The sequence below is a fragment of the Methylobacterium aerolatum genome (assembly GCF_022179085.1).
GTDB lineage: Bacteria > Pseudomonadota > Alphaproteobacteria > Rhizobiales > Beijerinckiaceae > Methylobacterium > Methylobacterium aerolatum.
On the sequence record NZ_BPQE01000048.1, the window covers coordinates 1 to 13,510 of the forward strand.

Below are 13,510 nucleotides of genomic sequence, written 5' to 3' on the forward strand. Positions count from 1 at the left end.
ATTGCTCAGGGGTGATCGCCAATGGTCGACTCGCTCATTCGATTGTGCCGCCCGTCACGCCGTCGCCGGACCAGACCTTGGGCAGGCCTTGAGCGGGGCGCAGCCGTATGAAATGCCGGAGGCCGCCGCTATCACGATAATTCCAAGTACGAACGTTCGCCGGTTCGATCAATGCTGGACCAGCGCTTTTTTCGAAACTCGTGCCCTCGCCGCCACATGAGGAAGCCCGTTGAGTCAGGTCCGTCTCTGCACAATCCTGCTGATTTTCTGTATTCTCGGCCTTGGCCAAGCTTCCGCCGCCCCGCGATTGCTGGATGGGAATCTGGACTTCCCCTGCAACTTCCTGGGGACTTGCCCGGAGCGAACGGTTCCGGGCGGTCCGGACCGGGATGCCAGACCCTTCGGCCGTCATCTCGGTCGCCCCTGTGGCTGGCGCGTGCGGCCGACGCCCGAGGGGCCGCGCCGGGTGCGGGCTTGCCGGTGAGCGCGACCCGGCGCCTCGGTCTCGTCCTCGTCCTGATCGTCGCGGCGTCGCCCGCCTCCGCCGAGACCTGCCCGGCGCTGTTCGCCGAGGGGCAGGCTCCCGCAATCGTGAACGCCAAGCTCGCCGCCCGGACGGAGGCGCTCTGCTACGACGCCTTCGCCGTCCTCCATTCCGGCGTGACGCGCACGCCGCTCTATTCCGCCGAGCATCTGACCCGCGCGAGCGTGACCGACGCGCGCGCCGTCGCCCGTGATGATTCGTTCCACGAGGAATCCCGCCTCCCCCCCGAGGGAAGGGCGCGGCTGGAGGATTACGTCCGCAGCGGCTTCGACCGTGGACACCTCGCGCCGGCGGGCGACATGCCGACCCTGCAGGCCCAGGCGCAATCCTTCACCCTCGCCAACATCGTCCCCCAGGACAGGGTGCTGAACCGCGGCCTGTGGAGCGATATCGAGGAGGCCGTCCGCCGGGCCGCGACCCGGCGCGGATCTCTCTACGTGGTGACGGGGGCGATCTTCACGGGCGAGTCCGTGCAGCAGATCGGCGCGGGCGTGCTGGTGCCCACCGAGCTGTTCAAGGCGCTCTACGATCCGGCCACCGGCGAGGCGGGGGCCTACCTCGTCCGCAACGACGCGACCAGGGAATGGCGGGCGGTCTCCCCCGACGCCCTGCAGGCGGCCGCGGGGATCGACGTGTTTCCCGCCCTGGCCCCGGCAGCGCGGATGCGGGCGATGGCCCTGCCCGATCCCCATGCCTTAGGCGGCGAGGCCCGGCGGCGTCCCCGGGCGGACGAGGGATGGGGGCCCTGGCTCGACCGGGAGCTGGCGCGGCTCGCCCGCAAGCTGTTCCGGGACCTGTTACGCTCGATCTACTGAGGCGACGGCAATGGCGCGATCGAAAGGTACATCCACCCCGGCCGGCGCGACCGGCCCCGCGGCCGAGGCGCCGGGCTTCGAGCCCTTCGCCGACGACGCGGCCTGCCGCACCATCGGCGGTCTCTCGGTGGAGAACGGCACGACGCGGATCACCCTCCACGGGTCACTCGACATTCCCCGCGACCGCGCCGGCCTCGCGCAGGCCCGGCTCTTGAGGGAGACGCTGGAAGCCATCGTCCGGACGCTCGAAGCCGCGCCGCTGCCGGAGGAGGTCGCCGAGGCCGCCGACCTCCCGTCCAAGACGGTCAAGAACCCCTTCGCCTGATCCGGCCTGCGATCCTTGCCGCTCTTCGGCCGGCCTGATAGGTCCGTCCGATCATACGCATCATCTCGACTCGCGCGACAGGGCAGGCCGACACCCCGCCGCCTCACGCCGCGACTCACCCCAGCTCACCGAGGACCTCCGCGATGGCTCGCGAATTCATCTACCACATGAAGGGCCTGACCAAGGCCTATACCGGTGGCAAGAAGATCCTGGATAACGTCAACCTCTCGTTCTACCCGGACGCGAAGATCGGCGTGCTGGGAATCAACGGCGCCGGCAAGTCGACGCTCCTCAAGATCATGGCGGGCATCGACAAGGACTTCACCGGCGACGGTTGGGTCGCGCAGGGCGCGCGGGTCGGCTACCTGCCGCAGGAGCCGCACCTCGATCCGAACAAGTCCGTCCGCGAGAACGTCATGGAGGGCGTCGCCGAGAAGCAGGCGATGCTCGACCGCTACAACGAACTCGCCATGAACTACTCGGACGAGACCGCCGACGAGATGACCGAGTTGCAGGACCGGATCGAGTCCCTCGGCCTCTGGGAGCTCGACTCCAAGATCGACCAAGCCATGGAGGCCCTGGGCTGCCCGAGCGACGAGCAGCCGGTGGCCACCCTGTCGGGCGGCGAGCGCCGCCGTATTGCGCTCTGCCGCTTGCTCCTGTGGGAGCCGGAACTGCTCCTCCTCGACGAGCCGACCAACCACCTCGATGCCGAGACGGTGAACTGGCTCGAAGGCCACCTGCGCCAGTATCCCGGCGCCATCCTGATCGTGACCCACGATCGCTACTTCCTCGACAACGTGACGAGCTGGATCCTGGAGCTCGACCGCGGCAAGGGCATCCCCTACGAGGGCAACTACTCTTCCTGGCTGGTGCAGAAGCAGAAGCGCCTGGAGCAGGAGGGCCGCGAGGACATGGCCCGCCAGCGCTCCATCGCCCGCGAGCAGGAGTGGATTTCGGCCTCACCGAAGGCCCGCCAGACCAAGTCGAAGGCGCGCATCACCCGCTACGAGGAACTCGTGGCGAAGCAGGCGCAGAAGGTCGATGCCACGGCACAGATCGTCATTCCGATCACCGAACGTCTCGGCCAGAACGTCATTGAGTTCAACAAGCTCTCGAAGGCCTACGGCGACCGCCTGCTGATCGAGGATCTGTCCTTCAAGCTGCCGCCGGGCGGCATCGTCGGCGTCATCGGCCCGAACGGCGCCGGCAAGACCACCTTGTTCAAGATGATCACCGGTCAGGAGAAGCCCGACGACGGCGAGATCAAGGTCGGCGAGAGCGTCCACCTCGGTTACGTGGACCAATCGCGCGACGCCCTCGACCCGAACGCCACCGTCTGGCAGGAAATCTCGGGCGGGAACGACATCCTGTACTTCAACAAGCGCGAGATCAATTCCCGCGCCTATTGCGCCGCCTTCGCCTTCAAGGGGCCGGACCAGCAGAAGAAGGTCGGCACCCTCTCGGGCGGCGAGCGCAACCGCGTCCACCTCGCCGCGACTCTGCGCAAGGGCGGCAACGTCCTGCTCCTCGACGAGCCGACCAACGACCTCGACATGGAGACCCTGCGGGCGCTCGAAGAGGGCCTGGAGGATTACGCCGGCTGCGCCGTGATCATCAGCCACGATCGCTGGTTCCTGAACCGCATCGCGACCCACATCCTCGCCTTCGAGGGCGACAGCCATGTCGAGTGGTTCGAGGGGAACTTCTCGGACTACGAGCAGGACAAGATGCGGCGGCTGGGCGCCGACTCGATCATGCCGAAGAAGATCAAGTACAAGAAGTTCTCTCGGTAAGGACAGGACAGGACGGGGGCGGCGCGTTCCGGGCCGCCCCCGCCCCGGCTTCTCACTTCCGCGGGACCGTGGCCGGGAACCTCGACGCGTCCCGATTCTTAGATCGCGGCGGTCACGATCCAGCCGACCGTCCGCGGGACTGCCCGATGCCGGATCGCCGCTCGCTGCTCTTCTCCCTCGCCGCCGCCACCGTGGCGCAGCCCGCATTGTCCGTGGGAGCCCCGATCAGGGTGCCGCTGTGGCCAGGGTCGCCGCCCGGCGGCGATGGCCCGTCCGGGCCGACGCGGCTCGATGCCAGCGGCGCAATCAGCAACATCGCCTCACCCACCCTCGAAGCCTTCGTGCCGGACCGGCCGACCGGCGTCGGCGTCCTCGTCGCGGGCGGGGGCGGCTACACGCGCATCGGCCTCGTCAAGGAAGCCTATCCCGCCGCCTACTGGCTGGCCGCCCAGGGCATCACGGCCTTCGTCCTGACCTACCGTCTGCCCCGGGAGGGCTGGGCGGACGGCCCCCTCGTGCCGCTGCAGGACGCGCAGCGCGCCGTCCGTCTGATCCGGGCCGGTATCGCCCGGGCCGCCGTCGATCCGCGGCGACTCGGCGTGATGGGCTTCTCGGCGGGTGGGCACCTCGCTGGGATGACCGCCGCCCGCTCGACGTTCCGCTCTTACACGCCTGTCGATGCCGCCGATGAGGGCTCCGCCCGGCCCGATTTCGCGAGCCTGATCTACCCCGTCGTCAGCCTCGAACCGCCCTTCGACCGCACCACCACCCGGCGGAGCCTCGTCGGCGAGGATCCCCGCCCGGCCGACAGCGCGGCGTGGTCGCTCCAGGGCTATGTGAGCGAGACGTGTCCGTCGCTGTTCCTCGTCCAGGCGGATGACGACCGGATCATCAGCCCCGAGCAGAGCAGGATCCTGGACGAGGCCTGCCGCACGGCCAAGGTGCCCCTGGAGTACCACCGCTTCGCGATCGGCGGGCACGGCTTCGGCATCGGCCAATCGGAGACGCCCGTGGCCCTGTGGCCGCGTCTCTATCGGCTCTGGCTCACGAGCATCGGCGTGATGCGCTGACGCGGTTTCGGCCCGCCCCGCATTGCCGCCCGCTCCCGTGCTGAGCGGGGGCGATCCGCAGATCAGGGAAAGTGCCTCCGGGCCTCGATCCGAAGAGGGCGTCAGCCCCGCCCGGAAAAATTGAAGCAAACAATGAAGGCTATGGCAGGCGCGCACGACCGGAGCGTTTGCGTCGCTGCGCCCGAGGGCGGCTCGTCCGACCGGTCCGGCCTCCCACCTGGGGCAGGATGGCGGCATGGCCCATCCCCTTCGGCGGAGTTCGCGCTATTTCCCGCCCTCAGAGACGAAGAGACACCGCCGAGGCGATGGCGTCCCCGACCCTGCAAGAGGAAATCCGCCCGGTGGACGGGGCGCGTCCGGCGCCTGGGGCACCGGAACCGGTTTCCCCGGTGGCGGGTGCGCCGGCGCGCAAGCGTGACGCGCGGGTCGACGTGGTGCGCGGCCTCGCGCTGCTCACGATCTTCATCGACCATATTCCGCGCAATGCGCCGGCCGCCCTCACCCTGCACAATTTCGGCTTCTGCGATGCGGCCGAAATCTTCGTGCTGCTGGCGGGCTACTCCTCCATGGTGGCCTATGGCGGGTTGTTCGCTCGGTCCGGCACCGTCACGACGCTGATCCGCATCGCCCGTCGCTGCCTGCGAATCTATCTGGTCCAGGCCGGCCTGCTGCTGGCAACGCTGCTCATCGTCCGGGTCTGGATGGACATGACCGGGCTGGTGCCTCGCTTCGGGGTGAAACCGCTGCTCGACATGGGGCTGTGGCAGGGCATGATGCGCGGCCTCGCCCTGAACGCCCTGCCGAACTACCTCGACATCCTGCCGCTCTACATCCTCCTGCTGGCGCTGTTCCCCCTCGTCTATCTCGGCATCAGCAACGGCGTCGGCTGGACCCTGGCCCTCTCGGGCACGATCTGGTTCGCCGCCAATGCCGACTACACGCTGAACCTGCCGAATGCCGCCGCCGTCGACGACGGCTGGTACTTCAATCCCTTCGCGTGGCAGTTCCTGTTCGTCATCGGGGCGGCGCTGGCCGTCACGGTGCGCAAGCACGGGGGCCTGTTGCCCCGGCGACCGCTCCTGACGGGCGTGTCCGTCGCCTACCTGCTCTTCGCCCTGTTCCAGGGCGCGTCCTGGGGCGAATGGGGTCTGCCGAACCTCGCACCTATCGATATGGGGCCGCCGAACAAGGGCCATGTCGCGCCGCTGCGTCTGCTGAACATCCTCGCGCTCAGCTATCTCGCCTTCAGCTCGCCGGCGCTCCTGCGGCTGACCCAACGCCCGATCCTGCGGGCCGTCGACGCCTGCGGGCGGCACTCCCTGGAGATCTTCGCCGTCGGGTGCCTCGCCGCCCTGTTCGGGCGAATCCTGTACCGGACCTTCGATCCGCTCTGGCCGCTTCAGATCGCGGTCAACGTCGGCGGCATCGCCCTCATGCTCGGCGCCGGCCTCGCCTACGATGCCCGGAAGCGCCGGAACGCCGCTCGATAAGGTCGCCCCATGCCCCCGATGCGCCGCAAGGGCGACCTTCCGACGAAGATCTGCGCGCAGTGCGGACGTCCCTTCGCATGGCGCAAGAAGTGGGAGCGGGTGTGGGACGAGGTGCGCTACTGCTCCGACCGGTGCCGCCGCGAGGCGAAGAAGGAGAAGTGACGGCGCACGCCCTCAAGGGGCCAAGGCCGCAAGGGCGTCGGGCGTGTCGATGTCGAGGGACGTGCCCGGATCGCCCGCGATCTCCAGGACATCGGAGCGGCTCGCGAGGAGCGGTCCCGCGCCACGGTCGCCGTCGAGGGCGGCGATGGCGTCCCCCAGGACCGCGAGATTGAGAAGCACGGGGTTGCCCCGCCGGCCGCCGTGGACGGGCACCACGGCACCGGCCGTCCCGCCGGACCGGATGAACGCTTCGGCCAAGCGGTCGATGGTCGCCGCGCCGACCCGCGGCATGTCGCCGAGGATCACGATGGCCGCCGTGCAGTCCGGCGGCAGCGCGGCGAGGCCCGCCCGGAGCGTCGTCGAGAGGCCCCCGGCATAGGCCGAATTCAGCACGCGGGTCACGTCGAGCCCGTCGAGGGCCGCGCCCACCGCCTGCGCATGGGCGCCGAGCACGGCGACGATAGGGCGGGGGCGGGCGGCGAGGGCCGCCTCGGCGGCGTGGCGCACCAGCGGACGGCCGTCGAGGGGCGCGAGAAGCTTCGGCGTGGCGCCGAAGCGCGTGCCGCGCCCGGCGGCGAGGAGCAGGCTCGCGATCTCAGGCATCGTCCCCTTCCGCCGTCTCGCCCCCGTCACGGGGCTGGGGCCGGGACACGATCTCCATGAGCAGGCCGCCGACGCCCAGCGCGACGATGTCCGCGCGGCTCACGGGGATGTCGGCGAGGAGCCGTTGCAGGATCCAGTCGAAGCCGTTCTCCTTGGGCGAGCGGGCGCAGCCGGGGGCGCCGATCACCGGCACATCGCCGAGGGCGCCGAGGAGGAGGAGATTGCCCGGATCGACGGGCATCCCGAGATGATCGACGCGCCCTCCGGCCAGCTCGATCCCGGCGGGGATGACGTCCCGCCGGTCGGCGATGGCGGACGCCCCGAACACCACCGCGAGATCCGCCCGCCCCGCTCCAAGCATGGCACCGAGTCCGTCGGCCACCGCCTCGGCCGTGTGCGCGACGCGGGTCTCCGCCGCAATCTCCGCCCCGGTGGACGCGAGCCGTTCGGCGAGGACCCTGAGAGTTTTGTCGATGGTCGCATCCTTGAGCGCCGGCAGGCGCGTCGAGACCACGCCGACGCGGCGGCGGCGGTAGGGCGCGATCGTGAGCGCCCCCTCTCCCCCCGCCGCGCAGGCGGACGTCAGGGCGTCGCCCGGTACGGCGTAGGGAATGATCTTCACCGTGGCGACCATCTCGCCTTCGGCCACCGGCTTGAAGGCGGGAAGCGTCGCCACGGTGATGGCCTCATCGACGCCGTTGACGGCGACGATGCGGTCCTGGGCGATCCGCAGGATACCGCGGGATTGCGCGAAGAGATTGCAGCGGCCCGTGAAGGGCGCATCCAGGCGCAGGTTGGCGCCGCGCAGCGCCGTGGCGAGACGCAGGGCGGCGGTATCCTCCCCCACATCCTCGCCGTCGAGGGCGACGGCCACGACCTCGCGGACACCCTCGGCCGTGAGGCGTGCCGCCATGTCCGGGGTGATCGGCAGGCCCTTGCGGAGCGTCGCGCCGCCGCTGCGCAGGGTGTGGGCGGTGAGGAGGCCGACTGCCTCCGCGACAGGGACCGCGCCGAACCTCACGCCGCCTCCGGCTTCGGCGCGCGGCGCAGTTCGGCGATGATCTCGGCCAGGATCGCCAACCCGATCTCCGCCGGGCTGACGGCGCCGAGCGGCAGGCCGATCGGAGCATGGATGCGCGCGATCTCCGCTTCGCCGAACCCCGCCTGCGTCAGCCTCGCCACGCGGGCCGCGTGGGTCTTCCTGGAGCCGAGGGCGCCCACGTAGAAGCAACCTGCCCGCAGGGCCGCTGCGAGGGCCGGATCGTCGATCTTCGGATCGTGCGTCAGGGCGGCCAGGGCGCAGTACCGGTCGAGGGGCGGCACCGGCCCCGCGAAGGCGGCGTCGGGCCATTCGGCCACGAGGTCGATGCCCGGAAACCGCTCGGGCGTGGCGAAGGCCGTGCGCGGGTCGATCACCGTGAGGGCGAGGTCGAGGGCACCCGCCATCGTGGCCATGGCCTGGGAGATATGCACCGCGCCGACCACGACGAGCCTCACCGGGGGGACCTGCACCGTGAGGAAGGCCTGCCCCTCCGGCGTCTCGACGAGCCCGCTCCGGGCCGAGGCGAAGCGCGGGCGCAGCACGTCGGCCAGGGGATCGCCGTCCACCTCGGCCTCGCGGACGAGGCGCTGGTGTCCGTCCGGGATCCGGGTGACGAGGATCGCCGCCCGCCGGGCGGCGCGCTCGGCATTGAGCCGTTCGAGGATCTCGGCGCGCATCAGTCGATCCGCTCCACGAAGACGCGGATGCGGCCGCCGCAAGACAGCCCCGCCCGCCACGCCGTTTCGTCGGCCACGCCGAATTCGAGCACCCGGGGCGTGCCCGCCTCGATCACGTCGGCCGCCTCGGTGATCACGTCGCCCTCGACGCAGCCGCCCGAGACCGAGCCGAGAAAATTGCCGTCCCCATCGACCACGAGGTGACTCCCCACGGGGCGGGGCGCGGAGCCCCAGGTCTCGATGACGGTGGCGAGGGCGACGGCGCGCCCGCCCCGCCGCCATGCCTCGGCGGTGGTGAGGATATCGGTATCGGTGCTGAGCATGGCCCTGCGAGCCCTCACATGGCGGGCGCCCCCCGCATCGCCAGAGGTATAGCCGCCGGGCGCGGACGCAAGGCGGGCGATGCACCGCGACCGGCGCCGTCCTTGGCTCGGGCCGCACCGGCCGGTAGACTCCGGCACGACGCAACGCCGGATCCCATGCCGAAGATCGCCGCCCGGACCCACCACGGCCACGGCCGTTTCCCGCGACGGGCGCGCGCCGCGTGAACGCCGAGGATCCCGCCCTCGCGCGTGCGCTCCGTCCGGCCGAGGCGACGACGGCCAGGGTCCTCTCCGCACCCCGGCGTTACCTGAAGAAGCTGTCCCGCGCGATCGGCGACCTGCTGCCGAAGGGGCTCTATGCCCGCTCGCTGATCATCATCATCGCCCCGGTGGTGCTCCTGCAATCGGTGATCGCCTACACCTTCATGGAGCGGCACTGGCAACTCGTGACCAAGCGGCTCTCGGCCTCCGTGGTGGCCGACGTGGCCGCCCTGAAGGACATCTACGAGAGCTACCCGCAGGACAGGGAGGCCGAGACCCTCTCCCGCATCGCGGGCGAGCGCCTGAACCTCGACCTCGACATCCTGGAGGGCGCGACGCTCCCGCCGCCGGGTCCGCGCCCGTTCTTCTCGATCCTCGACGAGGCGCTCTCCGACGAGATCAAGCGTCAGATCCGGCGTCCATTCTGGATCGACACGGTCGGTCGCTCGAACCTCATCGAGATCCGCATCGCCATCCCCGGCGGCGTGATGCGCGTCACCGCCCGGCGCAGTCAGGCCTACGCCTCGAACTCGCATATCTTCCTCGTCTGGATGATCGGCTCGTCCCTCGTCCTTCTGGGCGTGGCGATCCTGTTCCTGCGCAACCAGATCCGCCCCATCCTCCGGCTGGCGGCCGTGGCCGAGGGTTTCGGCAAGGGGCGGGAGATCGAGTTCAGGCCCCGCGGGGCGCGGGAGGTGCGGCAGGCCGGCCATGCCTTCATCGAGATGAAGCGGCGCATCGAGCGGGCGATGGAGCAGCGCACGGCGATGCTGAACGGCGTGAGCCACGACCTGCGCACGATCCTCACGCGCTTCCGCCTGTCCCTCGCGCTGTTCGAGCGCACCGACGAGATCGAGGATCTGACCCGCGACGTGGACGAGATGAGCCGGATGCTCGAGGGCTACCTCGCCTTCGCCCGTGGCGACTCCGCCGAAACGGCCGCCCCCACCGACATGCGGACCCTGCTCAACGACCTGCGCACCGACCTCGAACGCCTCGGCGCCCATGTCAGCAAGGTCGATCTCGCGGATTCGCCCCTGGTCACGGTCCGGCCGGACGCGTTCCGGCGCTGCCTGTTCAACCTCGCGGCCAACGCCGCGCGCCATGCGGACACCGTCGCGATCTCGGGGCGAATCGAGGCGCGCAGCTTCCTGGTCTCGATCGACGACGACGGTCCCGGCATTCCGATCGAGAGCCGCGACGAGGTGTTCAAGCCCTTCGTCCGGCTCGACGACGCCCGGCAGGATGCCGGCAGCTCCGGCCTCGGCCTCGCCATCGCCCGGGACATTGCCCGAGCGCACGGCGGAGACATCAGCCTGCACGACAGCCCCCTCGGGGGCCTGCGCGCCACGGTGAGGGTGCCGGCCTGACGGGCGGTGGGGTCAGGCGTCCGGCGGGCCGCGCAGCCGCCGGAACTCATCGCCCGCGGTGGTGGCGAGGTGCGACAGGGTGTTCGCATCGAGCTTCGCGGAGACAAGACGGGTCCGCAGGGCACCCTCGCCCGCCCATTGGTAGCCGCCGTCGAAGGGCAGATGCCGCATGAGGATGGCGCTCATCACCGCCTGCCGCCGGTAGGCGGGGTGGCGGACCAGCCGGCCGATCTGCCGGATCGCATCGTCGAGCGGGTCCCGCGTGGTCCCACCTTGATCCTTGGTGGTGTTGTTCGCAGCGGAAAACTGCATCGATTCTCCCCGGGTCGTTTCTTGGCGCGAGAATGACTTGGCGGTGATGAAGGATTCATGCGCCGGATCCGGGACTTTTTCGCCTCCGGGAAAAACGCGGCGGTTTGGGGGATGCCAACCGTCGCCGCACGGTGCTATGCAGGCGGCCTGAACCAGAGGCGCGGTCACGCGCCCACACTTCGAGTGCACCGCATGAACCCGCTCGTCCCGCTGCTGATCCTGCTGTCGCTGCCGCTCGCGGCCATCGGCCTCGTCCTGTACACGGACACCGGGGTCGAGCCCGCCCTGTTCTTCGCCTCGCTCAAGACCTTCATCACCCTCGGCGTCGTCGCCATCGGTATGTCCTTCGCCGCGATGAAGCTGTCCGAGCGCACCAAGCACTGAGGACGTCCCGCGCGCCGGCCCGGCGACCGGGCGGCGCGCGGATCTCTCACCGAAGCCGGGCCCCCAGACCCGCTCGAATCGCGACACCCGCGCATCCCCATGCCCGGGCTCGACGTTTTTTGCGCCGGATGGCCACGCGCTCCGGCGATGCAGGCCATCGGAGGCCGCCATGCTCCAAGTCGTCCCGGCCTTCTCGCGAATCGGCGAGGAGAACGCCTTCGCCGTGCTGGCCCGCGCGCAGGCCCTGGCCGCCCAGGGACGCGACATCATCAACCTCGGCATCGGCCAGCCCGACATGCCAACCCCGGCCCACATCGTGGAGGCCGGCGTGAAGGCGCTCCGCGACGGCCACCACGGCTACACGCCGGCCACCGGCATCCTGCCCCTGCGCGAGGCGGTCTCCCGCGACATCCTGCGTCGCCACGCCGTCGAGGTCTCGCCCGAGGCGGTGATGATCGTGCCGGGCGGCAAGGTCACCATGTTCATGGCGATCCTGATGTTCGGCGAGCCGGGGGCCGAGATTCTCTACCCCGATCCCGGCTTCCCGATCTATCGCTCGATGATCGAGTATACCGGCGCGACGCCCGTGCCAGTGCCGATCCGCGAAGAGAACGGCTTCGCCTTTTCGGCTGCCGAAACGCTCGCGCTCATCACGCCGAAGACTCGGCTGCTGATCGTCAACTCGCCCGCCAACCCCTGCGGCGGCGTCAGCCCGAAATCCGAGATCGACGCGCTGGTCGCGGGGCTCGCCGCCCATCCAAACGTGGCGATCCTGTCGGACGAGATCTACGGCACCATGACCTATGACGGGCAGGTGCATCACTCGCTGTTGAAGTATCCCGAGATCCGCGACCGGCTGATCTATCTCGACGGCGCGTCGAAGACCTACGCCATGACGGGGTGGCGGCTCGGCTGGTCGGTCTGGCCGAAGCCCCTCTACGACAACGCCCGCAAGCTCGCGGTGAATGCCCATTCCTGCGTCAATGCCGCGACTCAATGGGCCGGCATCGCCGCCCTCGACGGCCCGCAGGACTGCGTGGCGGCAATGCTGGCCGAGTTCGACCGCCGCCGCGCCATTGTCGTCGATGGTCTGAACGCCCTGCCCGGGGTGTCCTGCATCGTGCCGAAGGGCGCATTCTACGCCTTTCCGAACGTCGCGCGCACCGGATGGAAGGCCAAGGCGCTCGCCTCGGCCCTTCTGGACGAGGCTGGCGTCGCCACCATCGGCGGTCCCGATTTCGGCGTGCACGGCGAGGGCTACCTGCGCCTGTCCTACGCCAACTCGTCGGAGAACATCCTGCGCGCCCTCGACCGGATGGCGAGCTTTCTCGGCAACGGCAAGGTGGACTGACGACGGCGGCGCAACCTCCTGTTAAGAGAGCGTCCCCCGCCTCCCCCGGCGGCCTTCTCGCTCGATCGCCCCCGTGTCCGCTTCCGACAACGACCGGCCCCGACGCGGCGCCTCCGCCCTCGCCGGCCTGATCCCCACCCGCCCGATGATCGATCCCGCTGCCCCCGTCCTCGCCGTCACCGGTCTCGCCAGGGAGCGCCGCATCGCGGCCGGACCCGGCGTCGAAGCCGTGGGCGCCGGCGGCGATCCCGCCCGGCTGAGGGTGCTGCTCGACGGGCGACAGGGTCCGCACTGCCGCGCGGTGGTGAGCTTCGGCATCGCGGGCGGGCTCGATCCCGGCCTCAAGCCGGGGGACGTGGTGGTTGGCACGGGCATCGTCACGCCGGATGGACGCCGCGCGGCCGACCTCGACGCGTCGGCGGCAATCCTCAATGCGTTGAGCGGCCTGCCTAACCGGGTGATCTCGGCGGACCTCGCCGGGGTCGATGCCGCCGTGCTGGCGGTCGCCGAGAAGGCGCAGTTGCGGGAGCGAACCGCCGCCGCCGCCGTCGATATGGAGTCCCACGTCGCCGCCGCCTATGCCGGGCGGCACGGCCTGCCCTTCGCCGCGCTGCGCGTGATCTGCGACCCCGCCGACCGCGCCCTGCCGGCCTTCGCGGCGAATGCCCTCACCCCCGAGGGTGAGCCCGACATCCGCGGCGTCCTCTCGGCGGTGCTGTTCGGACGGGCGCGGATCACCGACCTCGTGCGCCTCGGGCGGGATTCGAACGCCGCCTTCGCGGTCCTTGAGCGCTGCCGCCAGCGTCTCGGAGCGGGGCTCGGCATTCCGGCTCCGAAGTCAGAGGGCTGACGTTCGCCAGAGCGTTTTCGGGTTGATCCAGGTCGCCTGATCGACCGTCTTTGCGAGCGTCAGCGAAGCAATCCACGGATCCGCCACGCTCGGTCAGGTCCCGCTGCCCTGGATTGCTTCGCTTCGCTCGCAAAG

15 protein-coding genes are annotated in these 13,510 nt (G+C 70.3%); 10 read left to right on the forward strand and 5 right to left on the reverse strand.

What is annotated here, in order from left to right:
• Positions 1–480 precede the first annotated feature (480 nt).
• The 6 genes from MFF06_RS22080 (at position 481) to MFF06_RS22105 (ending at position 6,202) form a co-directional block, all read left to right on the forward strand.
• Complete coding sequence (locus MFF06_RS22080; RefSeq protein WP_238208253.1) at positions 481–1,359, forward strand: DNA/RNA non-specific endonuclease; 879 nt, start codon at positions 481–483, stop codon at positions 1,357–1,359.
• Positions 1,360–1,369: 10 nt separating this feature from the next.
• Positions 1,370–1,684: a hypothetical protein gene (locus MFF06_RS22085; protein WP_238208255.1), complete on the forward strand. Its 315-nt coding sequence runs from the start codon at positions 1,370–1,372 to the stop codon at positions 1,682–1,684.
• 143 nt (positions 1,685–1,827) lie between these two features.
• Positions 1,828–3,480, forward strand: coding sequence for an energy-dependent translational throttle protein EttA (gene ettA, locus MFF06_RS22090; protein ID WP_238208256.1), 1,653 nt, complete (start codon positions 1,828–1,830; stop codon positions 3,478–3,480).
• 146 nt (positions 3,481–3,626) lie between these two features.
• Positions 3,627–4,550 (forward strand): alpha/beta hydrolase, encoded by a 924-nt coding sequence (locus MFF06_RS22095; protein ID WP_238208258.1) that lies wholly within the window; start codon positions 3,627–3,629, stop codon positions 4,548–4,550.
• Between the two features lie 389 nt (positions 4,551–4,939).
• Positions 4,940–6,040: an OpgC family protein gene (locus tag MFF06_RS22100; RefSeq protein ID WP_238208260.1), complete on the forward strand. Its 1,101-nt coding sequence runs from the start codon at positions 4,940–4,942 to the stop codon at positions 6,038–6,040.
• A gap of 9 nt (positions 6,041–6,049) precedes the next feature.
• Positions 6,050–6,202, forward strand: coding sequence for a DUF2256 domain-containing protein (locus MFF06_RS22105; RefSeq protein WP_238208262.1), 153 nt, complete (start codon positions 6,050–6,052; stop codon positions 6,200–6,202).
• A 12-nt stretch (positions 6,203–6,214) separates the two neighbouring features.
• Here the strand turns inward: MFF06_RS22105 and MFF06_RS22110 are convergent, their stop codons facing one another.
• From MFF06_RS22110 to MFF06_RS22125, 4 genes are read right to left on the reverse strand one after another with little or no spacing between them, the layout of a single operon-like run.
• On the reverse strand, positions 6,215–6,805 hold the full coding sequence (locus MFF06_RS22110) for a nucleotidyltransferase family protein (protein WP_238208264.1): 591 nt from the start codon (positions 6,803–6,805) through the stop codon (positions 6,215–6,217).
• Positions 6,798–7,826 (reverse strand): molybdopterin-binding protein, encoded by a 1,029-nt coding sequence (locus MFF06_RS22115; RefSeq protein ID WP_238208266.1) that lies wholly within the window; start codon positions 7,824–7,826, stop codon positions 6,798–6,800. The genes MFF06_RS22110 and MFF06_RS22115 overlap by 8 nt, the downstream gene beginning before the upstream one ends.
• Positions 7,823–8,524: an XdhC family protein gene (locus tag MFF06_RS22120; protein WP_238208268.1), complete on the reverse strand. Its 702-nt coding sequence runs from the start codon at positions 8,522–8,524 to the stop codon at positions 7,823–7,825. Before MFF06_RS22120 ends, MFF06_RS22115 begins: the two co-directional genes overlap by 4 nt.
• Entirely contained in the window at positions 8,524–8,847 is a 324-nt protein-coding gene (locus MFF06_RS22125) for an XdhC family protein (RefSeq protein WP_238208270.1), read from the reverse strand. The genes MFF06_RS22120 and MFF06_RS22125 overlap by 1 nt, the downstream gene beginning before the upstream one ends.
• A 221-nt stretch (positions 8,848–9,068) precedes the next feature.
• On the opposite strand from MFF06_RS22125, the gene MFF06_RS22130 reads away from it, so the two are divergent.
• Positions 9,069–10,478 (forward strand): ATP-binding protein, encoded by a 1,410-nt coding sequence (locus MFF06_RS22130; protein ID WP_370876767.1) that lies wholly within the window; start codon positions 9,069–9,071, stop codon positions 10,476–10,478.
• 12 nt (positions 10,479–10,490) lie between these two features.
• Here MFF06_RS22130 and MFF06_RS22135 read toward each other — a convergent pair whose 3' ends face one another.
• Positions 10,491–10,790 carry a hypothetical protein gene (locus MFF06_RS22135; protein WP_238208272.1) on the reverse strand — a complete coding sequence of 100 codons (300 nt, stop codon included), beginning with the start codon at positions 10,788–10,790 and terminating at the stop codon, positions 10,491–10,493.
• Between the two features lie 192 nt (positions 10,791–10,982).
• Between MFF06_RS22135 and MFF06_RS22140 the strand changes: the two genes are divergently transcribed.
• The 3 genes from MFF06_RS22140 to MFF06_RS22150 all read left to right on the forward strand — a co-directional run bounded on the left by MFF06_RS22140 (position 10,983) and on the right by MFF06_RS22150 (position 13,375).
• Entirely contained in the window at positions 10,983–11,174 is a 192-nt protein-coding gene (locus MFF06_RS22140) for a hypothetical protein (protein ID WP_238208274.1), read from the forward strand.
• Positions 11,175–11,343: 169 nt separating this feature from the next.
• Positions 11,344–12,525 (forward strand): pyridoxal phosphate-dependent aminotransferase, encoded by a 1,182-nt coding sequence (locus MFF06_RS22145; RefSeq protein WP_238208276.1) that lies wholly within the window; start codon positions 11,344–11,346, stop codon positions 12,523–12,525.
• A gap of 145 nt (positions 12,526–12,670) precedes the next feature.
• Positions 12,671–13,375: a phosphorylase gene (locus MFF06_RS22150; protein ID WP_238208311.1), complete on the forward strand. Its 705-nt coding sequence runs from the start codon at positions 12,671–12,673 to the stop codon at positions 13,373–13,375.
• Positions 13,376–13,510: the final 135 nt, after the last annotated feature.